The 22,786-nt window shown below is 60.6% G+C and carries 18 protein-coding genes and 2 pseudogenes; 8 read left to right on the top strand and 12 right to left on the bottom strand.

Features of this window, described 5'->3' with window-relative positions:
- Window positions 1-4: 4 nt before the first annotated feature.
- From ACFOOQ_RS21160 to ACFOOQ_RS21140, 5 genes are all read left to right on the top strand, one after another.
- Window positions 5-3,346: a DEAD/DEAH box helicase gene (locus tag ACFOOQ_RS21160; protein ID WP_379729711.1), complete on the top strand. Its 3,342-nt coding sequence runs from the start codon at window positions 5-7 to the stop codon at window positions 3,344-3,346.
- 64 nt (window positions 3,347-3,410) lie between these two features.
- On the top strand, window positions 3,411-4,628 hold the full coding sequence (locus ACFOOQ_RS21155) for a DUF6361 family protein (RefSeq protein WP_120218168.1): 1,218 nt from the start codon (window positions 3,411-3,413) through the stop codon (window positions 4,626-4,628).
- Window positions 4,625-6,430, top strand: coding sequence for a phospholipase D family protein (locus tag ACFOOQ_RS21150; RefSeq protein ID WP_379729710.1), 1,806 nt, complete (start codon window positions 4,625-4,627; stop codon window positions 6,428-6,430). The genes ACFOOQ_RS21155 and ACFOOQ_RS21150 overlap by 4 nt, the downstream gene beginning before the upstream one ends.
- Complete coding sequence (locus tag ACFOOQ_RS21145) at window positions 6,427-9,435, top strand: hypothetical protein (RefSeq protein WP_379729709.1); 3,009 nt, start codon at window positions 6,427-6,429, stop codon at window positions 9,433-9,435. Before ACFOOQ_RS21150 ends, ACFOOQ_RS21145 begins: the two co-directional genes overlap by 4 nt.
- Before the next feature lie 320 nt (window positions 9,436-9,755).
- A complete protein-coding gene (locus tag ACFOOQ_RS21140; protein ID WP_219436526.1) occupies window positions 9,756-9,986 on the top strand; it encodes a helix-turn-helix transcriptional regulator in 231 nt (76 codons plus the stop codon).
- A 22-nt stretch (window positions 9,987-10,008) separates the two neighbouring features.
- On the opposite strand, the pseudogene ACFOOQ_RS21135 reads toward ACFOOQ_RS21140, so the two are convergent.
- The 6 genes and pseudogenes from ACFOOQ_RS21135 to ACFOOQ_RS21110 all read right to left on the bottom strand — a co-directional run.
- Window positions 10,009-10,688: pseudogene (locus ACFOOQ_RS21135) on the bottom strand (IS5 family transposase); the annotation flags it as partial.
- Window positions 10,651-11,127 carry a peroxiredoxin family protein gene (locus ACFOOQ_RS21130; protein ID WP_379729852.1) on the bottom strand — a complete coding sequence of 159 codons (477 nt, stop codon included), beginning with the start codon at window positions 11,125-11,127 and terminating at the stop codon, window positions 10,651-10,653. The gene ACFOOQ_RS21130 and the pseudogene ACFOOQ_RS21135, both read right to left, overlap by 38 nt.
- Window positions 11,128-11,161: 34 nt before the next feature.
- Window positions 11,162-11,968 (bottom strand): SDR family NAD(P)-dependent oxidoreductase, encoded by an 807-nt coding sequence (locus ACFOOQ_RS21125; RefSeq protein WP_379729708.1) that lies wholly within the window; start codon window positions 11,966-11,968, stop codon window positions 11,162-11,164.
- Complete coding sequence (yghU, locus tag ACFOOQ_RS21120) at window positions 11,965-12,849, bottom strand: glutathione-dependent disulfide-bond oxidoreductase (RefSeq protein ID WP_379729707.1); 885 nt, start codon at window positions 12,847-12,849, stop codon at window positions 11,965-11,967. The genes ACFOOQ_RS21125 and yghU overlap by 4 nt, the downstream gene beginning before the upstream one ends.
- 30 nt (window positions 12,850-12,879) lie before the next feature.
- Window positions 12,880-13,584, bottom strand: a complete 705-nt coding sequence (locus tag ACFOOQ_RS21115) for a glutathione S-transferase family protein (RefSeq protein ID WP_379729706.1) — start codon at window positions 13,582-13,584, stop codon at window positions 12,880-12,882.
- Complete coding sequence (locus tag ACFOOQ_RS21110) at window positions 13,581-14,543, bottom strand: DMT family transporter (protein ID WP_379729705.1); 963 nt, start codon at window positions 14,541-14,543, stop codon at window positions 13,581-13,583. The genes ACFOOQ_RS21115 and ACFOOQ_RS21110 overlap by 4 nt, the downstream gene beginning before the upstream one ends.
- A gap of 105 nt (window positions 14,544-14,648) precedes the next feature.
- On the opposite strand from ACFOOQ_RS21110, the gene ACFOOQ_RS21105 reads away from it, so the two are divergent.
- Entirely contained in the window at window positions 14,649-15,041 is a 393-nt protein-coding gene (locus tag ACFOOQ_RS21105; protein WP_379729704.1) for a TetR/AcrR family transcriptional regulator, read from the top strand.
- Window positions 15,042-15,133: 92 nt separating this feature from the next.
- Window positions 15,134-15,988: a diguanylate cyclase domain-containing protein gene (locus ACFOOQ_RS21100; RefSeq protein ID WP_379729703.1), complete on the top strand. Its 855-nt coding sequence runs from the start codon at window positions 15,134-15,136 to the stop codon at window positions 15,986-15,988.
- A gap of 985 nt (window positions 15,989-16,973) precedes the next feature.
- On the opposite strand, the gene ACFOOQ_RS21095 is transcribed toward ACFOOQ_RS21100, so the two are convergent.
- The gene (locus ACFOOQ_RS21095; protein ID WP_379729702.1) at window positions 16,974-18,167 is read right to left on the bottom strand and encodes an NADH:flavin oxidoreductase/NADH oxidase; all 1,194 of its coding nucleotides are present in this window, start codon (window positions 18,165-18,167) and stop codon (window positions 16,974-16,976) included.
- Window positions 18,168-18,722: 555 nt separating this feature from the next.
- On the opposite strand from ACFOOQ_RS21095, the gene ACFOOQ_RS21090 reads away from it, so the two are divergent.
- Entirely contained in the window at window positions 18,723-19,301 is a 579-nt protein-coding gene (locus tag ACFOOQ_RS21090) for a TetR/AcrR family transcriptional regulator (protein ID WP_232014870.1), read from the top strand.
- A 182-nt stretch (window positions 19,302-19,483) separates the two neighbouring features.
- Here the strand turns inward: ACFOOQ_RS21090 and ACFOOQ_RS21085 are convergent, their stop codons facing one another.
- The 5 genes and pseudogenes from ACFOOQ_RS21085 to ACFOOQ_RS21065 all read right to left on the bottom strand — a co-directional run.
- On the bottom strand, window positions 19,484-19,972 hold the full coding sequence (locus ACFOOQ_RS21085) for a peroxiredoxin family protein (RefSeq protein WP_012114951.1): 489 nt from the start codon (window positions 19,970-19,972) through the stop codon (window positions 19,484-19,486).
- A 50-nt stretch (window positions 19,973-20,022) separates the two neighbouring features.
- Window positions 20,023-20,535, bottom strand: a complete 513-nt coding sequence (gene msrA / locus ACFOOQ_RS21080; protein ID WP_379729701.1) for a peptide-methionine (S)-S-oxide reductase MsrA — start codon at window positions 20,533-20,535, stop codon at window positions 20,023-20,025.
- On the bottom strand, window positions 20,535-20,981 hold the full coding sequence (gene msrB / locus ACFOOQ_RS21075; RefSeq protein ID WP_120216267.1) for a peptide-methionine (R)-S-oxide reductase MsrB: 447 nt from the start codon (window positions 20,979-20,981) through the stop codon (window positions 20,535-20,537). The genes msrA and msrB overlap by 1 nt, the downstream gene beginning before the upstream one ends.
- A 151-nt stretch (window positions 20,982-21,132) precedes the next feature.
- Window positions 21,133-22,008, bottom strand: coding sequence for a LysR family transcriptional regulator (locus ACFOOQ_RS21070; protein WP_012114948.1), 876 nt, complete (start codon window positions 22,006-22,008; stop codon window positions 21,133-21,135).
- Window positions 22,009-22,279: 271 nt separating this feature from the next.
- Window positions 22,280-22,437, bottom strand: a pseudogene (locus ACFOOQ_RS21065) (IS5/IS1182 family transposase); the annotation flags it as partial.
- Between the last annotated feature and the right edge of the window lie 349 nt (window positions 22,438-22,786).

Genomic DNA, 22,786 nt, shown 5'->3' with positions numbered 1-22,786 from the left:
CCCAATGGCCTCCCGCACGCGATCCACCGGCCCCAACCAGGACGATCTCTTTAATCCCGAGGTCGAACTGCTTTTGCCGGCCCGGCTTGCCATCGACGGCAAGGTGCTGGGAAGCCCCGTGCGCCAGTTGGCCGTTCCTGCGCGCCGGGTACGTTGCCGACTGCGTCCATTCGCCGTCCGCCGCGTCAATGGTTATGAGACGACCCTGGAATCCGGCGAAATCCTGAAGGTCATCGGCGCGAAGACGGCCACACCGTTGGAAGCTGATCTGGTCCTGCTAGTGCCCGGCGCAACGGAGCCGGAACGGATCGTCGAAACGCTCGAACTGGGCACCGGCCGGTGGATGAACGCGCTGCCGATCGGCATAGACACGCTGGATCGTTCCGCGCGCGTCGAGCGGCTTAAGGCCGTCTCCGCCTCCTGGATCGACGCCATTCATTTGCGCGAAGGCCGAGCCGCGGCCGATGGTGTGCCGGCGCAGCCTGGTTTGCGGCGCCCCCAGATCGGTGCGCTTCATGCCGCGCTTGCCCATGCGACACGATCGACGGACCCGGCCACCATCGTCATGCCGACGGGGACGGGCAAGACCGAGACAATGCTGGCACTCAATGCCAACCGGCGGTTCGAGCGCCTGCTGGTGGTGGTCCCTACCGACGCTCTGCGCGAGCAGATCGCGGGCAAATTCGAGACCTTCGGCGTCCTGAAACAGCAGAAATGTCTCGATGAAACCGCGGCTTTCCCTGTGGTCATACGGCTCTCACACATTCCGGTCAGCGAGGCCGAGGTCGATGAAATCTTCGACAGCGCCAATGTCGTCGTCACCACGATGCAGATCGCTGGCCGCGCCGAGGCGGCGGTACAGGAGCAGATGGCAGCCCGTGCCTCCGCACTCTTTATCGACGAGGCGCATCACATCGGCGCACGGACCTGGAAGTCCTTTCGCGGACTCTTCGTCGAGCACGAGCCGCCCATTCCGGTGATCCAGTTCACAGCCACCCCGTTTCGTGAGGATGGCGGCCGCGTCGATGGGGAGTTCATCTACACCTACCCCCTGAAGAAGGCGCAGCAGGAAGGCTATTTCAAGCCGATCCGCTTCGAGGCCGTATTCGGGCTGGATCAACCCGACGCCGACCAAGCGATCATAGACAAGCTCGGCGAAGTGCTTGCCTCGGACCTGGACGCCGGCCTCAATCATCTGGCGATGGCCCGTTGCAGCACGATCGAACGCGCCAAACACCTGCATAGTCTCTATGCGGCAGCCTATCCGGACTGTCGGCCAGTCATCGTCCACAGCCAGCAATCGCTGAAGGAGCGGCGTGAAAATCTGGCAGCGCTACGCCGCTTTGAGAGCCGGATTATCGTATGTGTCGACATGCTCGGCGAGGGCTTTGACCTGCCCGAGTTGAAGATCGCTGCATTGCACGATCATCACAAGAGCGTGGCGGTGACGATCCAGTTCGTCGGACGCTTTACCCGCCAGGACCCGACCCTGGGTGATGCGACGGTGATCGCCAATACCGGCATCGACGATGTCGATCGTTCGCTGGCCAAGCTCTACGCCGAGGACGCCGACTGGAACGCGCTGGTGGAGGCGCTCAGTTCCGCCAAGATCGAACGCCAGGTTCGGCGCGCGGAGATGTTCAAGGGCTTTTCGGGGGACCTGAGCGACATTCCGCTCCAGACCCTCGAACCGAAAATGAACGCGGTTCTCTACCGGACGTCTTGTGATGCTTGGGATCCGTTCTGCGCGGAGGAACTCTACAATCCCGGCGTCTATCTCGGCATGAAGCTCAACCCGCATCAACGGGTCGCGATCTTCGTGACCCGGGCAGAGGAACAGGCGCGCTGGACCTCGGCGCAGCAGGCAGTGAACGTCACCTGGGATCTGCACATGCTCCACTGGGATCAGGCAAGTGGCCTGCTCTACATCAGCAGTTCCGCCAAGGGACCGTTCGACCGCCTAGCAAAGGCAGTTTGTGGCGATACGACGCGCCGCGTGGAAGGAGAGGAAGTGTTCCGCAGCCTCCACGGGTTCAAGCGTCTCATCCTGCGCAACCTCGGCCTCACTCACCATCAGGGGCGCGGCGTCCGCTATTCAATGTATATGGGCGTGGACGTCGCCGACGGCCTTGATAGCGCGAAATCCCAGTCGAGGATCAAGAACAACATCTTCGCCACCGGCTTCCTCGACGGCGTGCCTGCCTCACGCGGATGCTCGGCCAAGGGCAAGTTCTGGTCCAGCGCCAAGGTCCATGACCTGACCGACTGGGTGGATTGGTGCCAGCATGTCGGCCGCACGGTGAACGATCCCAGCATTACGACCGACGGCGTCTTCAAGAGCGCGATGCGCCCCCACCAGATCAGCCAGCGCCCAGCTGTTCCGCCCGTGGCTATCCATTGGCCTGAATCTCTGATCACCCAGTTTGAGGAGCGGATCGACATCTCGTTCGGCGATGAGCCCGTAACCTTCGCGGAATGCGACATCGAGTTGCTCGATAACGCTCGTACCGGGCCGCTGCGCTTCGCCGTGCGGAGCGATGATCACGCAGCGGAGTTCGAGATCGTCTTCAGCGACGGGCATGCCCGCTACCCCCAGCGCACCGGTGCCAAGGCGACGATCAAGATCGGCAGCAAGATGCAGACGCTTTCGGAATCCTTCGGCGAGGATTCGCCTCAGATCGACTTCGGCGATGGATCGCTGCTCATCTACAGCCATCTCTACACCCTTCCCGAGGGCGAAGCGGTCGAGCCCTACCCGTCCGACAAGATCGAGGCCTGGGATTGGTCGAAGGCCAATATCCGCATCGAGTCGCAAGGCACGAGTAAGCGCGCAGACTCAGTCCAGCGCCTTGTCATCGACACGCTGTTGGCGGACCCCGATCCCTATGATGTGATCTTCGACGATGATGGCAAAGGCGAGATCGCTGATGTCGTTGCGCTGCGCATAACCGACAGCGTCGTTTCCGTGACCCTTTACCACTGCAAATATTCGGGGGCGGATACGCCAGGTGCACGTCTCGGCGACCTCTACGAGGTTTGCGGCCAGACTCAGAAATCCGCTCGGTGGCGCGACCGACCAGGCCGCATGCTTCAACATATGCTGAGGCGCGAAAAGATGCGCCGGGACCGCGGCCTCAGGTCTCGGATTGAGCAAGGCTCGGCCGCCGCGATCAAGAAACTCAAGGTCGGGTGGCAAGATCACCGCTTCGAGTTCGACGTCCGCATCGTGCAACCGGGGCTATCCCGACAAGCAATCGGTGAAGAAGGCTTGCATCTCCTTGCCGGGGTCGAAACCTATTTACTCGAAACCCGCGCCATGAGGTTGAAAATTATTGGTAGTGAATGATGTCGTGAGGCATCTGAAATATTCTTAAGCTGTAAGTTTTATCACGCCTTGGGGGGCAGGCTTCGTGTCATCTTTTGGGTTCACCTTTTTGTCGCGCAAAGCGCTGGGCCAGGCCGAACAGATGATGTTCGGCGGCGCAGCGGGGGTGCGCGACGAGGTCGGGTTCCTCATCGTCCACCAGCGCTATGCCGATCACTTCTTCCCGGGCACATCGGTTCTGCACACACGGCTGCGCTACGCGCTTCTCATCCCCTGGCTTTACCAAAGCCTGCGGACGAAACGCCCTGTCCCCAAGGATTTTGGCCAAGCCTTTTCCGATCTCGAACACGAGCTGACCGGCCGTCTCAAATATGTCGATGGAGCGGGCGGCGAGAAAGATGGCGTGATCGGAGGGGAAGTCTTCCCGCGAGTGATCAGCCAGCCACCAGCCTATGTTTATTGGACGGCCCTCGCCAAATGGGGACTGATCGGCACCCGCCCTGATGGCCGGCCATGGAGTCGCCCGGATATGGCGAAGCTCTTGGCGGCATCCAGCAGGCGCGCCCTCAATGACGATGACGGGAAACCCTTCGAGACGGTGGCCTGGCCAATCTCGGGATTGATCGATGCCCCCGGCGACTGGGATGGCGGAGGAAAACTCACGCTCGACCTTTCAGCGCCCGAGCAGATCTATCTCGCGACCAAGCTGCGCGCCGTTCGCTCGCCGACCGATCCAGGCGAGCCATCGCTCTTGTCGAAACTGGTCGGAAAGCCGCTCGGCGAGGCGGATCACTGCTGGGACAGCGAAATTCTCGCACTCGCCGGCAAGGAGGCCGCCATGCTGAAGCGGGCCGGCCAGGCGGCGGCGCTCTCGGGCATTGGCAGGGCGATTTATGCGGCCCAGGTCGAGACACTCAAGGAAACGCGCGACAAGCGGCCGCAGCCAAATTTGCATCGCACCGAACTGAAAGACGCGGTCGAGCAATGGGGCGGGCTGGCCGCTCGGTTGGATATGAATCTGTTTCTCGCCGAAATCGGCCACCTCCCGCCTGCGGTTGAGGGCGTGTTGAAAGAAACTTCGGCCTGGGTTCGGGCAAATAGCAAGGATCCGATGCCGCTGCTCGACGTGTATGCGCGAGCGGAGGTGAGCAGGAAGGATGATCGCGCGCGTCTTGCCAGCAACCAGTTCGGCGTCGATCGGCGCATGGAATGGCAAGGCGAGCGCCATGGTCGTGCCGAGCCGCTCCATTATCGCTGGGGGAATGTGAAGCGGCTCCTGCGTGATCTGGAAGCCGTCGCATGAGCGATCGGCAAGCTTGGCACGGCCAACCCTACCTCGACGAACTGCGGCCCGGGCGATTGGAGACAGTCAAGCTCGCGTTGTTCGCGACCTACTCGGTCGACCTGTCTGCGGTCGCCGCGGCGTTGCTCGCCCTGATTGGTCGTAACAATGACAAGGGCAGCGGAACGGCGGTCGATTTTGCCGAAGCGATCGACAGGCTGCGCGATCACGTCAGGATAATCATCCAGCGCGGGCGGATCGCGCGCCCGGTCGCTCTCCCCCGTATCGCGGGCATCCTAGATCAGTTCATCGTCGAGCAACCCTACGATGAACGTGAGCGCAGCTGGCATCCGAAGATTGCTTTGGTTGCCTATAACTGCCCCAAAGGGGAAACCCGCTGGAAACTCTGGATTGGCAGCCGGAACCTCACCCGATCTCAGGATCTCGACGCGGGCGTTTTGCTGGACGGCAGCGAAAAGCGCGCGAAGGGACGGGTTCGGCTCCCTGGCGTCGGCGCGCTCGCGAGCACTCTCGCACGCTCCGCAGCGCGCGAGGATGCCGATGACATCTCGAAGCAACTGGAGGCGATCTGGTGGGATGCGCCAGACGGGTTTCGCTTACGCGCCCTCCTCAATGGTCTGGACCAAGGCGCTCCCTTGCCAGCGGAGCCGCCATCCGGCGCGGTCGACGGCATAACGATCATCAGTCCGTTCTTATCGCCCGACTTTCTGAAAAAGGCAGGCCACTGGGGGGCGGCTGGATCCAGAACGCTGATTTCGTCGATGCCGGCTCTTGCCGATATGGTCAGCCGGTCCAGGACATCGCTGACCGGCTTCTCGAAAATCCTGGCCTATGCGGCGCCGGACGTGCTCGCTGACGAGTCCACGCTCTCTCTTCCCGGCACCGAACCTGTGGCCGAAGATGATGTGGAGCCGGTGCCCCTTGCTCTCCATGCGAAGATTTTCTGCTTCCACTCGGGCGAGAAGACGATCTTGAGGGTCGGGAGCGCCAATGCGACCGAAAGGGCATGGTCCGGACGCAACTCGGAAGTCATGGTCGAACTCGAGGCCGGAGAAGCATTCGCATCCGGTCTGGCGTTCCTCGTCGGTAAAGCGACGCCTGTCACCCTAGAGGAACTCGCCGCCACAGACCTGCGCAGCATGAGTGCGGCCGATGCACTGGAAGAGTCGCGCAAGGCGCTGATCGCCTCTTGGGATCCGATTCTGCGCCGCGACGGGGAATGCTTCTCGATCAAAGCGCGGGCGGTTCCTTCGCTTGCCTACCTGGACCATGTGCTGCACGCCGGATCTGCAAATGGCGACCTGCTGGCTTGGCCAACCGACGCCGTCCGCCTCGGTCTTGGACCGATCCCCTTGTCACTTCAGTCTGCCTTCATTCAGGTCCGGATAAGCGGCCCAGACGGCGATTTGCGATGGATGCAGCGAGTCACCGTCGATCCGCCTCTCGAAGAGCAGCGGGATCTAGCCGCGCTGGCCAGCCACATGGGGCTTCGCGCATTTCATGACTGGATGCGTGCGATGCTCGGTGGCGACACGCTTCCGGTCGGTGGTGGCGCATGGGATGAAGATGCCGGATCGCGGGGGAACCGCCCCCAAGGCCGGGGTTATGACCGCCTGACGTTGGAGGATATTCTCACGGCTTGGGCACGCGATCGCAAAGCCTTCGGCCGGGTCGATCGCCATTTTGCGCCCTATGTGGATGCGCTCCTCGCCCACGGCGAAAACCTAAGCGAAACGGAGAGGGCTGACTTGAACGAACTCGCTCAGATCTGGGCCATCGCGCGGACCCGGCTTGTCCCATGAGCGCAAGATCGAAACCCTTCCAGGCCGCGACGGTCAAGGCTGCAACCGCCGCCCTGTCGGGAGGCAATCCACTGCGCCGGTTTCTCGTAGCGGACGAAGTCGGCCTCGGGAAAACCGTCGTCGCCCGAGATACGCTTGCGGCATTGGCGAGCAAAGCGCGTAAGTTCACGGTTTATAATATTACGAGCGGGCTCAAAGTCGCGGACCAGAACAAGGTCGAACTGCTGCGCTTCCTCAACAAGGACGACGCCAAGGACGCGCTCTCCATCATCGACCGCGTCGGTCTCATTCCGTTCGAGGAAAAGCGGAAGGGAAAACTGCGACTCTACGCCTTTACACCCACCACATCATTCTCCAGCTCGCAGCGCCTCTACGGCGGAAAGTCTGTCGAGCGCGCGTTTATCAAGCTCCTGTTGGACGAACTATACCCCGGTCTGACCGCAGCCTTTCCGGAAGGCTATATCGAATATGGCGCAACGTCCGGCTGGCCATGGGCGTGCGAGGAAGCTCAAAGCAAGTTCGACAATGTCTCCGCCCTCTTCAAGGCGGCCTATGGCCGAGCGTTGCGCGCAGAATTTGGCAAGCCGGCCCGCGAAAACATTCTGCACGCGATCGATACGAGCAAACATGGCCAGAGCTTGGGCCGGATGCGGAAGGCGCTCGCTCAAGCCGCTCTGGATTCCGCCCCGCCTGATCTCGTAATTTTCGACGAGTTCCAATGCTATCGCGAGCTGCTCGACGCAGGCGCCGATAATCCCTTGGCGCGTCAACTGCTGGCAGGAATAGATGGAGGGACGCCACCGCCGATCCTCCTCCTGTCCGCCACGCCCTACCGTTTCTATGCCGAGCGCTGGGAAAGCGGCGCTGGGGCTGCTCCTCATGTCGAATTTTTCGAGATTATCGAATTTCTGGGCGGGTCGGCTGTACGCGCTGATGCTGAAACCCAATTTCGTCGTTTTGGCGATCTCCTGCATTTGATCGGCCACCTGCCATCCGATAGCCGAACGGCGGCGATCGAAGAGGCGCAAACGCTCAAGCATCATCTCGAGGCGCTCCTCACACCGCTCATGTCGCGGACCGAGCGTCCGGTTTCCGACCATGCCGGAGAGCCTGCGCCGCCGTCCGTAAGGATCGAGCCCCACGATCTCGACGTCTATCGCCATTTCACCGACCATGTGTCGCCCAAGCTCGCGGGCAGCGCGATCGCCTACTGGCTTTCAGTGCCTCTCCCTGCGCAAGCGTTGGGGGACCGATACCAGATTTCTCGCGACATAGATTTTCCGGCCACGCGCAGCGTCCCCCGGCTCGGAGTCACCAATTGCTTCAAGCCGCCCAAAGATGGTTGGGGAAGCGCCAAGCTCCGCGCCCTCAACGGCCTTGTGCCAACGGAGGCGCTTGCCCTCCCATGGGTGTTGCCGTCGCTGACTTGGTGGGCGCCTTCCGGCCCATGGGCGAAGGTGACACAATCGCCCAAGATGCTGATCTTCAGCCGGTTCAGGGCCACGCCGCAAAGCCTGGCAGCCCTTGTCAGCCTTGAGGTCGAGCGCAAATGCGTGGGAAAAAGCAATCTTCCCTACGCCGCCGCGTGGAAGAAGCGCCACCTTAATCCGAAGCCGAACCAAGGCCCCACGCTCGCCCTGTTTCACCCGAGCCCCTTCCTGATCCGCGCTGTCGATCCCCTCGATGTGAAGGGAAAGGCGGCGATGAAGCAGATCAGGGCTAGGGCACGGCAGCAGATTATTCAGGCGTTGCCCCCGTCGATCGCGCCGGAGGCTCCGAATGCGCGTAGTAACCGACGCCGCAAACCAGCGTGGGCGATCCTCGCGGCCATCGAGCACGCGCAGAAGGCCCCGCTGGCGCGGGAGTTCGCGGTGGTCCAGAAGAACTGGGGCCGGGTCGCACAGAAGGATGCGACACTTCAAACATTGCTCAAACAGCGCCAAGAGGCAGAGGCGATCACCTGGCTAAGCCAGTGGGAGTTGGACGCCTTGGTGGATATGGCTCTCGGCGCCCCTGGCGTCGTGACTGGCCGAGCACTCTATCGCCACCTTCCGGACCTTTTCGATTTCCAGGAGCAGCATTTCGCGCGGCTCGTACGCTTCTGCTGGACACGGCTGCGCACCTATCTGGATCGCCCCGTTTTCTGGTCGGTCTTGCCCGGCGAGGACGCCACGCAGAAATATCAGAATGCGTGCGTTGATGGCTGCCTGGAGGCCGTCCTCGACGAACATTTTTGGCTGCGCAAATCCAAGGTCAACCCTGATGGGCTGATCGAGGATCTGTCGACGGCGCTCGCAGCGAACGTCGGCACCTTCGGGTTCAAGGGCGCGAAGAAGAAGGACAAAATTCGTATCCGTTGTCACGCTGCGGTGCCGTTTGGGGGCACCGAGACAGAGGCGCATCGACAGGAGCATGATGTCAATGAACCGCCACCGGCGCGCTCTGAGGAAATCCGCAGCGCGTTCAACACGCCGTTCTGGCCCCACGTCCTGGCAACAACCTCTGTCGGACAGGAAGGTCTCGACTTTCATAGTTGGTGCGACAGGCTAGGCCACTGGGATCTTTGTTCCAGCCCGGTTGACCTGGAGCAACGAGAAGGCCGCGTTCAGCGCTTCGGCGGACTGACTGTCCGACAACCGCTCGCCCGAAAACTAGGTGAACAAGCGCTTGCGCAGGCACGAGGCCAAGCATCGTCGCCGTGGGACATCATCGCACGCGACGCCGACAAGGCATTCGCGAATGATAAAACCGGCCTCAGCCCGTGGTGGGAGATGGAAGGCGCAGATCTAAAGCGACATTTATTCGCGCTTCCCCAAAGTCGCGACATTGATCGATTTGCGAAATTGAGGACGCAGAGGCTGCTCTATCGCCTTGCTTTGGGACAGCCGAACCAAGAGGATCTTGTCGATCTCCTGACGCATCACGACGTGGAAACGACGCGATCACTGCAAGCATTGACCCTCGATCTGTCCGCATTTTCACGACAGAAGAACCTCGATGAATAGCGGACTTGCCATTCGGCGCTCCCGGCTCGTCCATCCTGTTCATGCGGGACAAGCAGCCCCTCACGCGGCCTGATCATCCCTAGTCGGCGTCGTGCAGTTTCCCGCCTATTTATATCCCTGACTAGCCGCGTTCCCTACGCCTGAAGATTGATACTTCCCTGGCCACTTGCGCGCGCTCATGTTCGGTCGTGCAGGAGCGTGCGCCATCGAAGCTCGGCCATCGCGTCGGTGCCTCTCCATGACAGACGCATTTCGGAATGCGTCTCGCGCTTGATCGTCAACAATGACCGACGGCAGGTTTTCTTGCTGAAGGAGGGCATATGTCACAGACCACATTCCTCACACCAGAAGAAGTAGCCGAACGCTATCGTGGCAGCGTTTCCGTTGGCACACTTCGGAATTGGCGTGCGATGAAAATCGGGCCGTCGTTCGTAAAAATCGGCAAAGCGGTTCTCTACCGGGTCGATGAGCTTGAGGCGTGGGACGACAAGAATCGTGTGCAGTGCCGCGCCCCAAGGCGAATTGAACAAAGCGCTATGGATCGTGCTTGATCGCTTAAGAGTCCATCCGGGATCAATTCGTGTTTTTGCATAGCTTTCGGAGCATGAGGCGAACGGTGGCCCAGCGCAGGAAGGTGAGGCCGGTGCAGTTGAGGCACTCCCAGTCCTTTGCCAATCGGCGGCAGCGGTTGAGCCAGGCGATGGTGCGCTCGACGATCCATCGTCGAGGCAGGACGACGAACCTGTGCACGTCCGAGCGTTTGACGACCTCGACGTTGACCTGGGCACAGGCGGCGGCGAGGCCGTCGCGGAATTTTGGTCCCTGCTAACCGCTGTTGGCGTAGAGCTTGAGCAGAAACGGATAGAGGCCGAACAGCGCGCCCATCAGCAACACACCGCCGTCGCGATCCTGCACGTCGGCGGCATGCACGATGGCCTGCATCGACAGGCCCTGTGTGTCGACCAGGACGTGCCACTTCTTACCTTTGATCTTCTTGCCGGCGTCGTAGCCTGGCGGATCGACCGAGTGCCCCCTTTTTCGGCGCCCTTGACGCTCTGGCTGTCAATGATCGCCGCTGTGGGACTGGCCTCCCGGCCCGCTGCCTCACGACACGCAACATAGAGCGCGTAATGGATGCGCTCGAGCGCTCCATCCCAGTCCCATCGCCAGAAGTAATCGTTGACCGTGCTCCGCGGCGACAGATCAACCGTTTTTTTAGTTGCCTGCCAGGGACTTGAAGTGACGTACAAAATTCAGAACATCGGCGGGCATAAGGCGACCGATCGCGCGGGTCGAGTAGACAGCTGTCACGATCCGGCCCTCTGGATCGATGACGAACCCGGTCGCTTGCAGGGCCAGCGGATTCTCATTGACGAAGGCGCCGGTGGCTGCGGAAACTGCTCGTGCATCCGCGCTGTAGCCGACCGGAAACCCTAGCTTGTGCTTGTCGACGAGCGCCTCCGATTTTTCCCGATCGTCCGTCGATACTGAGACGACCTTGATCCCGTCCTCGGCGAACTTGTCCGCCGCTCGCGCAAATTCGGCGAGCTGGGCGTTGCAGTATGGACACCAGGAACCACGGTGGAACAGGATAACACCGAACCCGCCCGCCAGATCTCCGGGCAAGTGGATTTCGCCGCCGCCAGCGCGACCAAAGATGAATGAGGGAAAGACGTCGCCATTCTGCAGCATCACAATTGCACTCCTTGTTAAATTTTTTTGGCGCTCAAAGCGCCGAGTGGTCCTTCACCGCTTCTTCCAACGCCCGCTTCAACCCGAGAAAGCGTTCGTCGACTGCGGCCGGGTTTTCGCGGTTGAGCGCGATCATCTGCGCACGTGTCTCGCCGCCGCGGATTACTTCGAAAGCCCGCGCCTCGATGCCGGCAACGATCGCATCGGCGACAGCGGAAGCCGGCTCGCGCGAAAAGCCTAGATCGGGTCCGGCGCGGTTCGATTTCATCATTGGCGTATCGGTGCCACCCGGATAGACGGTCATCACGTGGATGCCCTCACCCTTTAGTTCGCGCCGCAACGCCTCGCCGAAGTTGGCAAGCCCGGCTTTCACCGCGGCATAGGTCGCATAGAATGGTGCACCGACGAGCGCTATCCCGGAGGAGATGTTGACAATCACGGCATCGCCGCCTTCCCGCAGGACAGGCAGCGCCGCCCGGGTCAACATGATCGGCGCTACGAGATCGACATCGATCATCGCCTGCAGTTCGGCTTCGGGCGTGTTCTCAAGGCGTCCAGCCCGAACCCCACCTGCATTGTTGACGAGGATGTCCAGGCCGCCGAGCTTTTGCAACGCTCCTTCCAACGTTGTAGCGCGGCCTTCCGGCGTGGCGATGTCGGCGACGACGCCGTGAACCTCACGGTCGCCTGCCTTCAGCTCGGTGACAGCATCCGCGACCATTTTGGCGCGGCGGCCGGTTATGGCTACCCTCGCGCCCTTGGCTAGAAGCGCGTGAGCGAGGGCCAGTCCGATGCCGCTCGATCCGCCAGTGATCAGAATGCGTTTGCCAGCAATGTTCACGAGCGTGCTCCTTCAAGCTTATCCTGTGTCCTGTTCTCGAAGTCGGACGCGTTGTGGCGTTCGTGGAGTTGGCTCGACGGCTCGCCCGAAGTCCGGTTGACCTTGCGGCCGCGCGTCACCGCCGGGCGGACAAAGATCTGTTCGGCCCAGCGATTCACGTGCGTGTATTCGTGCGTAGAGAGAAACTGCGCCGCGTCGCCATACTGCCAGCCCTTCACCAGCCCGCCATACCAGGGCCAGATCGCGATGTCGGCGATGGTATATTCCGAACCGGCAACATATTCGTTGTCGGCAAGGCGCCGGTCGAGAACATCGAGCTGGCGTTTCACCTCCATCGCGTACCGGTCGATGGCGTATTTGATCTTCTCTGGCGCATAGGCATAGAAATGGCCGAAGCCGCCGCCGAGGAATGGGGCCGAGCCCATCTGCCAGAATAGCCAGGATAGCGTTTCGGCGCGCATCGGCTGTTCCGTCGGCAGGAAGGCGCTGCCGAATTTTTCCGCCAGGTGCATCAGGATCGCGCCGGATTCGAAGATGCGGAGCGGCGTCGGGCCGGAGCGGTCCATCAGCGCAGGGATCTTGGAGTTCGGATTGACCTCGACGAATCCGGAGCCGAACTGGTCGCCGTCGCCGATCTTAATCAGCCAGGCATCATATTCGGCGCCCTTGTGACCGGCCTCGAGCAGTTCCTCGAACATGATAGTGACCTTCTGGCCGTTCGGCGTGCCCAGCGAATAGAGCTGCAAGGGATGCTTGCCGACGGGCAGCCCCTTATCATGGGTGGAACCGGAGATCGGGCGATTGATACTGGCGAACTGACCACCATTGCCCTTCTCCCAGGTCCAGACTTTCGGCGGCGTGTACTCTGCGGTATTCGTCATGGTCGCTCCTGTGACGTCTCAATGGCCGGCTTAGGCCGCCGGAGGATAATTCGACGGGAACAGCGCGCGCTTTGTCTCCTCGTCGTTCACTTTCTTGAAGGCGTGGTCCTTGCCGACTTCTCGCGCTCTGGAGGCGGCAGGCCGTGCATCGACAGCCTCGAACAGTCGCTTGAGGTTGGGAAAGGCTGCCAGCGGGTCTTCCGCCCCCGTGCATACACGGGAGGCGCGATCGAGCCAGCCCCAGGCGGACATGTCGGCGATCGTGTAGCTGTCGCCTATGATCCAGTCCCTCCCCTCAAGATGATCGTTCAGAACCTGATAGTGGCGCTCGGCCTCGCGACGATAGCGGTTGGTCGCGTATTCCTGGCCCTCCGGCGCGGCGAACTGGAAATGCACGGCTTGTCCCGAAAAAGGCCCGAGACCCGTGCCAAGGAAAAGCAGCCAGGAGAGTAGTTCGGGCCGATCCTCCGGCGTGCCGAGAAACTTAGCTGTTTTCTCGGCAAGGTAGATCAGGATCGCAGTGGAATCGAAAACCCGCGCTTGCCTGCCTCCCGGACCATCTGTGTCAACAATGGCTGGTACCTTGCCGTTCGGATTGATCGCCCGGAACGCCGGAGCGTGCTGCTCGCCCTTGCTGGTGTCGACCGGCACGGTTTCATATGGAACCCCTGCCTCCTCAAGGAACAGGGCAATCTTGGCCGGGTTCGGCGTGGGATGGAAATAGAAGCGGATCATTGTGTCTCCTGCGGTTGAATTGACAGTGTTGCAGACGGTGGCCGGCTGGCCGCCAGCAGGACGCCCACAACGATGATTGCTATTGCAATGCCTTCGACGAACGACGGCGTTTCGCCCAGGGCCGGGATGGCAAGCAGCGATGCCGCAGCGGGAACGAGAGCGATCATGGCCGTCGCCGCCGAGGCGCCCAACAGCGAAACCGCTCTATTGAAGGTGACGAGCGCAACCGCCCCCATCAACACACCCTGGTAAAACAACTGGAGCGCTATCTCGCTTGCGGACGCACGGCCGAGATGGCTGAGACCGAAGAGGACATAGGCCGGCAGAAAGAGAGCTGCCGACCAGATGCAGATGAGCGCCGCGGCCTGGATCGACGACAGGCCGCTGCGGCGGAACAGCAACGTATAGACCGCCCACATGCCACCTGCCGCGGCCAGCGCCGCAACGCCGGCTGGACTGGGCGGAGTATTCATCGTGACGGCTCCGGTGAGGCAAACCAGTCCGGCGAGGATCGCGGCATATCCAGTCCACCGGATCCACCCCTGTTGTTCCTTCAGGAAGACGTAGGAGAGGATCCCTGCGACGAGAGGCATCGTCGTTGGGGCAATGGAGGCGGCCTGAGCCGCCGAAGTCAGTTGGAGTCCGAGCGCCACAAGGAGCACGAAGGGTGCACCCCACAGCAATGCAAACAAAAGCCCCTCACCCCATGCAGACATGGGAAGGCGCGAGCCGCGACGCAGGACAGCCGGGGCAAGGAGGACGGCGCCCACGCCGAAGCGAAGCGCGGTCACGTCCCAGACCTGCAATTCGCGCGTGACGCTGAACCGAGTCACCACGAACCAGCCTGAAAAGATTGCGACCGATAGAGCAGCCCAGAGCAGACCCTCAAGCCGCGTGCCCCGCCATGACGCCGCCACGCGTTCCGCTCGTGTAACTTCAATCGCCTCCTGGGCAGACATGATTCCAGCCTTTGGATCGTCCAAGGCTGCCGGCAGAGAAACGATGACGGCGGTCACACCTTGAGTTTTAGTTCACTTGTTCTAGAATGCATCGGCGCGGACAATATGGCAAGACGCGAAGCTGGAATTTTGCGAGAGCGCCGGATGGCAAGACCAAGAGAATTCGATGAGGAAGCCGTGCTCGACGCGGCAATGCAATGCTTCTGGCGCCATGGCTACGAGGCAACGTCAGTGCGCGACCTTATCGACAAGACCCGGGTCACCGGCGCGAGCATCTACAACGCATTCGGGGATGAGCGCACGCTCTTCGCCAAATCGCTGGACCGCTATGTGGAGAACAGCGTAGCCGACCGTATCCGACGTTGCCGTGCATTACCGCCCCGCGAAGCCATCGAAGCGTTCTTTTCCGACGTCTTGAAGCGATCGCTTGAGGATCCTGAGCGCAAGGAGTGCATGCTCGTGAACACCGCATCCTCGATCTATTGGGCAAGGGCGTAAGTGACGAAACTACAACCATTCCCGGATACAATGACGGAGCGCAATTGGGGCGGACTAGTGGATTGAAGCGCATGACATTTGGAGGGACTGCCGTGCGCTCGCTGTTCGAGCGGACTTTGGATGCGCTTCCGGACGGCGTCCTACTAACCGACTCCGAGCGTAGCGTAGTCTATGCGAATCGCTCTTTTGCTCAGCTCTGGAGGATTCCAGACGAATTGGTGAGCACGAAGAACGAGCTCGGCATGCTCACTTTCGTGACAGACCAACTGCTGGACCCGGAGGGTTTCCTTCGCGAGGTGGATCGGCTGCAGCTGGCCCAGGAGACCTCCGAGGACGAAATTCTGCTGAAGGACGGCCGCATTTTTTCGCGGCGCAGTGTGCCGTTCGATGAAGGGGGAAGGTTGGCTGCGCGAATCTGGATTTTTACGGATATCACCGAAGCACGCAGCGCCAGTATCGACGCGTTGACGGGGATACCGAACCGGCATGCCTACTCACGACGATTTCCAGAATATCTCAACACGGCCAACGATGGCCTATTCCGATCCGTCGCCATTCTCGATATCGACAATTTCAAAAGCTACAATGACAGGCATGGCCATGCGGCTGGAGACGACGTTCTGCGCCGAATAGGCACGGTTCTGCGCATGCATTTAACAAATGCAGACGATCTTTTTTTCCGGATCGGCGGCGAGGAGTTTCTCATGGCGTGTCGTACACGCGCCGCTCTGGACGCACACACTTTTTTTGAGGCATTGCGGAATCGAGTCGGTGCGTTGGCAATTACGCACCCCGGGAACCAACCCTACGGTGTGGTGACGGTTTCGATGGGGCTCGGGATTTTTGAAGGGCCACAATCGCCGGCCGACGTCTTTCACCAGGTTGATGCGGCGTTGTATCAATCCAAGCATCTGGGCCGGAACAGGGTAACTATCTGGCGCCTCTAGTGCCAGTGTTATCATGGATGGACGACGCCCCGACACGCTATAGTTTCGCGGCCGAGGCGGCCGCGAGCGCGGACTTATCCTTCACAAGTTCATGGAGGAGGTGCTGCTGGGGAAATCGGAGAATCTCGAGCGGCTATCGACTGATCGGCCGCCGGACTAGAACCATCCCTTGCGACCAGAATATGTGCGTACATCTCGTGTTCCCTCAAGATCGAAAGTATAACGTCGCCTGCGACACTGCTTCAGCTTTTTCGGTGGTCCGTGTTCTTTTTTCCGTGCCCTGGCCCAAAAATATGAGCGTTGATCTCCACCGCCAAAGACCTCCGACTATGGAATCGATGCATTCGGAGATGGATTTCAAAATGCCAACGGCGCGGCCGAAAGAATTGACGTCTCAACGTGCGGTGCTGGTTGACTTATTCACAGTGCGACCAGAATAGACATCAGCTACATTGCGCCACAGAGCTTGCCCTCAATAGGGCCCGTCTGAATATTCGATCCGCGCACCATGGTCAGATCGACTGGTCATCGATCAGCCATCCCAAGAGTCATCTGGCGCGGTCGTCATTGAGTGGCCCTTCGAGCACTATCGCTCGTGTGAAAAGATCCGTGGGCATCATGTCGGTACCTTTCGAATCCACGGCTGTCATTCGCGCTTGCTCAGGCGAGAGACTCTTGCGTTGTGCAGATGACCGCATGGTCATCGTCGTGCAGGCGGCAAGCCCTGCAGCAAATCGTAGGGTGAAGGACCACTGCTGAGACCTCCAAGGCTTATCGGCTCATCTGCGATACCTGCTCAATCTCGAATGGGGCCGCCACCTCATGCACGGGCGACGTCAACAATGACGATGTCTAGATCTCGCAGTGCGCGGCTACTCCTCCATCGAGTTCCTGTCCTAAGGGATGTTGTATCTATCTTGCGTCGCGGCAAGAGCAATCGCGCCCGGATTTGGGGCGGAGGGCGTTGTTGATGATCGATGGTCGATCACTTGCGTATCCCGAGTCTGCGGACAGCCCGCGCTCGTTTCTCGAGCCACCACCCGAACTCCGGGTGCCACATCCCATGACTGCTGTCAGCGCCAAGTTCGCGGGCCGCCTGCAATGGCCAGTTCGGGTCCTCCAGCAGTTCGCGGCCGAGTGCGACGAGGTCGATCTCGCCTTGGTCGATCGAGCGGTCGACCAGCTTCGGGTCCCAAAGAAGTCCGACACCAATCGTCGCGATGCGTGCTGCCGTCTTCACCCGCGCGGCGAGGGCGAGCTGATAGCCATGCTCGAGGGTCATGCCCTGCGGACGTTCCCGTCCTGAGATGCCGCCGCTTGAGCAGTCGATCGCGTCGACGCCGAGGTCTTTCAGTCGTTGTGCGAGGTAGATTGTGTCGTCCACTTGCCAGCCCTCGGGTTGCCAGTCGGTGACCGATAGGCGGAAGATCAGTGGGTATTCGTCTGGCCAAACCTCGCGGATCGCTGCGGCGATCTCGAGTGCCAGACGGCATCGTCCTTCGAGGCTTCTGCCGTAATCATCGCGCCGTTGGTTCGCGAGCGGCGAGTAAAACTGGTGGATGAGAAACCCGTGCGCGGCGTAGACCTCGATCACCCGGAAGCCGGCCTCGCGTGCTCGCTCAGCGGCAATTCGGAACGACGCGATCACTTCCCTGATGTCCTCGATGCTCATCGCGGCCGGAGCAGGCCAGCCTTCCGCGTATGGGATCGCACTCGGCCCGAGTGCAGCCCACGGTTTTTCACCGCGCTGTGCGATGTCTTCCGAGTCGACCGGCGTCTCACCGTGCCAGGGGCGGCGTTCGCTCGCCTTGCGGCCCGCATGGGCGAGTTGGATACCTGCAACTGCTCCCTCTTGCGAGAGGAAGCGAGTGACCGCCGCGAGCCGGTCGATGTGGGCGTTCGACCATATCCCGAGGTCGCCATGTGTACGCCGGCCGTGCTCCTGCACGGCAGTCGCCTCGCAGAACACCAGCGCGGCGCCTCCGAGAGCGAACCGACCGAGGTGGACCAAGTGCCAGTCGTTCGCCACGCCGTGCTGCGCGCGGTACTGGCTCATCGGTGAGACGACCACCCGGTTCTTCAGCGTTACACCGCGCAGCATGAATGGTTCAAACAGCGTCATCTGGTACGTCTCTCTTCGTTGTAATTGGCTTTGGTCTGCTTCGAGCGGTGTCGTCATTGGGGTTGCACGATCCGCCACGATGCCGACCCTCGCAGCGTCCAGCCACGCAGAATCTCGAGTCTTGACAAACCGTCCGATGACGGAGGTGCAGTCGGCGCAGCGCAGCATACAGGGCCGCGTACATACGCGGTTTCGCCCGCAAGCGGCTGGCTGCGATCGTGATCGCGCTGCCACGCGACGTCGCCGAGCTCACGATGCTCGCGAAGGAAGATTACATTTTTCCGCATGCCCAAAATACGCCGGACTGGTTTGCCTCACCGGAGCCGTCACGACGCAGGCTCCGAGTAGCCCAGAGCAGACCCTCAAGCCGCGTGCCCCGCCATGACGCCGCCACGCGTTCCGCTCGTGTAACTTCAATCGCCTCCTGGGCAGCCATGATTCCAGCCTTTGGATCGTCCAAGGCTGCCGGCAGAGAAACGATGACGGCGGTCACACCTTGAGTTTTAGTCCATTTGTTCTAGAATGCATCGGCGCGGACAATATGGCAAGACGCGAAGCTGGAATTTGCGAGAGCGCCGGATGGCAAGACCAAGAGAATTCGATGAGGAAGCCGTGCTCGACGCAGCAATGCAGTGCTTCTGGCGCCGCGGATACGAGGCAACATCCGTGCGCGATCTTATCGACAAGACCCGGATCACCGGTGCGAGCCTTTACAACGCATTCGGGGATAAACGCGCGCTCTTCATCAAATCGCTGGACCGTTATGTCGAACACAGCGTTGCGGATCGGATCCGGCGTTGCGAGGCATTGCCGCCCCGCGAAGCCATCGAAGCGTTCTTTTCCGATGTCTTGAAGCGATCGCTTGAGGATCCTGAGCGCAAGGGATGCATGCTCGTGAACACCGCGCTCGACGCGGCACCCCCCGACGAAGCGTTCCGGGAAAACGTCGCGGCCGTGCTCATGCGCATCGAGATGTTTTTCCTGGGCCGAATAGAGTCGGGTCAGGCCGATGCCACGATCGCATCACTGCTGCCGGCAGAGGATATGGCACGGCATCTCTTGAGCGTGCTGATGGGATTGCGCGTGCTCGCGCGCGTGCGACCCGAGCCAGCTTTGCTGAAGGGAATCGTAGCGTCGGCTCTCGGAATGCTCGATTGCGCAAGAAAGGAAAAGGCTTTGCCCGCGATCTGATCAGATAGCATAGAGCACCTGATGCGGGATCATCGAGGACAGGGCTCTCTCTCTCTTTCTCTCTCTTTCTCTCTTTCTCTTTCTCTGTCGGAATGCGTTGCGGAGATCATCTAGGGCTGCGCACGACTTCGCCGGCCCGGGAATTATACCGCTGGGCCGCCGCGGCATCCAGGCTCCTTTTATCAGGCCGTGAGCGGCCGAAGTTTCTGGATGAGGCTCTCCGCGTCGAGCTGAAACCCGTTATACACGACGCGACCATCGGGTGCGATCACCACAAACCATGGGGTTCCGCCGGACCGGTAGGCCTCCATGATTGCTGGCGCAGCGTCTACTGAGCCCGAGCCCGCGACAGCATGACCAAATGGAAGACGCAGTCCATATCGGCGTTGGTTTTCCCGCAGACGATCGAAGGTATTGACTTCCGAACCCTCGAACACAGTCTGTATCGCCGCCAAGCCAACTCCCTTATCGCGAAATTCCTCGGCAAGGGTCACGAATGTGGGAAAACCATGTGCATGACAGCCTGCACACCAATCCTGAAAGAAGTACAATATTTTGAAACCCTGCCCCAACTCGGCCAAGGTCAAGGAGCTACGCTCGTCACCATTTTCATCGATCCACCGGATATTCTCCAGCGGAGGGGCAGGCAGACCCACAATTCCCGTTTCCATGAAGCCCTCCGATGGCGGCTCGCGGCGTTAAACCACGAGCCGCAGGTTTGCTAAGCGGCAGCACCGGCCCTGCGCGGCAACACCCAGTCCGGACGTGCAAAGTGGCAGGTGTACCCGTGGGGAATTCGCTCGAGATAATCCTGATGCTCGGGCTCTGCCTCCCAGAAATCACCGACTGGCTCGACCTCGGTGACGACCTTGCCTGGCCATAGGCCCGACGCTTCAACATCTGCAATCGTATCGAGCGCAACGGCCTTCTGCTGGTCGTTGGTAAAATAGATCGCGGAACGGTAGCTCGCGCCTCGGTCGTTCCCCTGACGGTTGAGCGTCGTCGGGTCGTGGATCTGGAAGAAGAACTCAAGCAATCGGCGATAGGTGGTCTGAGAGGGATCAAAGGTGATCTCGATCGCCTCGGCATGAGTGCCGTGATTGCGATATGTCGCATTCGGCACATCGCCGCCCGTGTAACCGACACGGGTGGAGATTACACCGGACAGCTTGCGGATAAGATCCTGCATGCCCCAGAAGCAGCCGCCGGCGAGAACAGCGCGTTCAGTCGTCATCAGATATCCTCCACCTGGTTGAGATATTCACCGTAACCTTGGCTCTCCATCTCGCCGCGGGGTACGAAGCGCAGCGAAGCCGAATTGATACAGTAACGCAGGCCACCGCGATCGCTCGGCCCGTCGGGGAAAACGTGGCCGAGATGGCTATCGCCATACGTCGAACGCACTTCCGTCCGGATCATACCGTGGCTGTTGTCGCGTAGTTCATTCACGTTCGCAGGTTCGATCGGCTTGGTGAAGCTCGGCCATCCGCAGCCCGACTCGTATTTGTCGGACGATGCGAACAGGGGTTCGCCTGAGACGATATCGACATAAATGCCGGGTTCCTTATTATGGAGAAGCGCACCGGTTCCTGGTCGCTCGGTCGCACTCTGCTGCGTCACCCGATATTCCTCAGGTGACAGCTTGGCGATAGCAGCTTCTGTCTTCTTGTAGGCTGTCATGGATTCCTCCTTCGAACTCATACCCGAGAAAATGGATATTCGATCCGAAGGTGTCCAATACGCCGCAACTATAGTTTTGATGTTGTCACCGGCATGCACTGGGAACGCTTGTGTGGTCGCCGCACCATAAAGGCCCGCGCCTTCACGGAATTCACGACCACACATACCGCTCTATCAGTACGCGGAGCTGCCGCAGCGCCGTTGCCGTTCCAGATCCCGAAATCGATTGGAATGCCACCGTGCGCGACAGGTCGAGCGTATCGACCGGGCGTAACGTCAAGCCCTCTACGATTGCCGAACGTTCAGGCAGCATGCAAACGCCCGCGCCCGATGCCACGGCTTGTTGAATCAAATCCTCCCGTTCGGATCTGAGCCGTGGGATCATGAAAATCGCGCGCTCGTTCAAATGGTTTTGCACGCGCGTGCGGAATTCGCACTGGAGGCGATCGAGGTAAGGCTGTTCCGATAGCTCGACAAGAGACACCGAGGCTTGGCTTGCCAGGCTGTGTCCATGCGCCATCGCCAGTAACAGTCGCTCACGGAACATTTCAACGGTTGCAATCTTGGTGTTTCCGGCCGCTGGATCCGTGCAGAAGCACCCGTCAATTTGACCGCCGAGCAGGCGCTCCATTCCCTCGTCGCGGGTGATCGGCTGAAGAACCAGTTCAAGCATCGGCATCTGTCGAAGGGCGTGTTTCAGAAATTCCGTAATCAGTGCTGGCGCGATGGTATTCACGATACCCAGCGTCAAGGTCTCGCGGCGGCCGCGAACCCGATTGAGGGATATTGCCCGAACCCGCTGTTCGCGGTCGGCGATCGCAGCGAATTCGGATCGTATGTCGCGGCCGAGCGTTGTCAGTCGACTGTCTTTTCCATCGCGATAGACCAACGTTCCGCCCAACTCCTGTTCGAGCCGCTGGATCGCGCGGGTGAGCGTGGGCTGAGACACCCCGCTGCGCATGGCTGCTTCGGTGAAGTTGAGGGTGTCTGCCAGGTTCAGGAAATATCGAATCTGGTTGAGTTCCATTGTTCTTCCTTCGTCGCCTACTCAAGCATCGACTTCAGACCGGACAAGCACCGTCGGCCGAAGGGATGCTTCCGTACAGAAACTATACACGCGGCGATGTCACGGTAATGACTTGTGAGGAGCCCCCCGCGATAGACGCTCTTGTGAGGTGGTCCCGCCTTCTTGGACAGTTTGGCGGCGAAGTTAAGCTACTCCCGGATGTGATTATCCCGCCAGTAGGCATTGTTGCGCAAATCCTCTGAACGCCGGAGTGCCCTTTCCCTGGACAGACCTATCCTACGCGCTGCGTGAGCGGCGTTCCGAGGGCGGTGAAGCGGTTCAGGATTGCGGCCTGATCTGAAGCTCGGCGACCTGCCTTTCGAAGTCGCGGGACATGACGTGCGCTCCTAGGAGCTTGAAGCAGCGCATCTTGGTCTCGACTAGGGTCCGAACTCGCTACAAACACCGGATGGCGGCAGCGAGACTAATGGTATTTTGATCGCATGCTGCGTTAGGGCTTGGCGGTCATGAGCCGACAGGCGAGCTCGTGGTCAGCCCAACGCGTCGCGAAGGTGTCGGAAACCTCGAACCAACTGCCGTCATTCCCGGCGCCGTGATAGAGGCCCATGCAGGAACATTGGCACCCGTCATCCCCCTTCCGCACCACCCCCGGCGGCCCTCCACCTGAGCTACCTCTAGGGAGGCTTTTATTGCATAATGCCGCCAGCTGGAGGGGATGCCATGCTTCTATCATCGTTGACGGACCCGGTTGACCTCGCTCGGGCGCAGGCCGCGTTTG

This window comes from Ferrovibrio xuzhouensis, assembly GCF_042648965.1.
Lineage (GTDB): Bacteria > Pseudomonadota > Alphaproteobacteria > Ferrovibrionales > Ferrovibrionaceae > Ferrovibrio > Ferrovibrio xuzhouensis.
The sequence above is the reverse complement of the archived record's forward strand: the minus strand, read 5'-3'. Positions and strand labels throughout refer to the sequence as shown.

What these genes read in the sequence shown, in the direction of transcription:
- ACFOOQ_RS21115 (WP_379729706.1), bottom strand. Translation starts at nt 13,584, where the DNA reads ATGATCCGCTTCTATTTCCATCCCACGCCGAACCCGGCCAAGATTGCC.
- msrA (WP_379729701.1), bottom strand. Translation starts at nt 20,535, where the DNA reads ATGACGACTGAACGCGCTGTTCTCGCCGGCGGCTGCTTCTGGGGCATG.
- ACFOOQ_RS21140 (WP_219436526.1), top strand. Translation starts at nt 9,756, where the DNA reads ATGTCACAGACCACATTCCTCACACCAGAAGAAGTAGCCGAACGCTAT.
- ACFOOQ_RS21085 (WP_012114951.1), bottom strand. Translation starts at nt 19,972, where the DNA reads ATGGAAACGGGAATTGTGGGTCTGCCTGCCCCTCCGCTGGAGAATATC.
- ACFOOQ_RS21130 (WP_379729852.1), bottom strand. Translation starts at nt 11,127, where the DNA reads ATGCTGCAGAATGGCGACGTCTTTCCCTCATTCATCTTTGGTCGCGCT.
- msrB (WP_120216267.1), bottom strand. Translation starts at nt 20,981, where the DNA reads ATGACAGCCTACAAGAAGACAGAAGCTGCTATCGCCAAGCTGTCACCT.
- ACFOOQ_RS21150 (WP_379729710.1), top strand. Translation starts at nt 4,625, where the DNA reads ATGAGCGATCGGCAAGCTTGGCACGGCCAACCCTACCTCGACGAACTG.
- yghU (WP_379729707.1), bottom strand. Translation starts at nt 12,849, where the DNA reads ATGACGAATACCGCAGAGTACACGCCGCCGAAAGTCTGGACCTGGGAG.
- ACFOOQ_RS21110 (WP_379729705.1), bottom strand. Translation starts at nt 14,543, where the DNA reads ATGTCTGCCCAGGAGGCGATTGAAGTTACACGAGCGGAACGCGTGGCG.
- ACFOOQ_RS21095 (WP_379729702.1), bottom strand. Translation starts at nt 18,167, where the DNA reads ATGACGACACCGCTCGAAGCAGACCAAAGCCAATTACAACGAAGAGAG.
- ACFOOQ_RS21070 (WP_012114948.1), bottom strand. Translation starts at nt 22,008, where the DNA reads ATGGAACTCAACCAGATTCGATATTTCCTGAACCTGGCAGACACCCTC.
- ACFOOQ_RS21160 (WP_379729711.1), top strand. Translation starts at nt 5, where the DNA reads ATGGCCTCCCGCACGCGATCCACCGGCCCCAACCAGGACGATCTCTTT.
- ACFOOQ_RS21145 (WP_379729709.1), top strand. Translation starts at nt 6,427, where the DNA reads ATGAGCGCAAGATCGAAACCCTTCCAGGCCGCGACGGTCAAGGCTGCA.
- ACFOOQ_RS21105 (WP_379729704.1), top strand. Translation starts at nt 14,649, where the DNA reads ATGGCAAGACGCGAAGCTGGAATTTTGCGAGAGCGCCGGATGGCAAGA.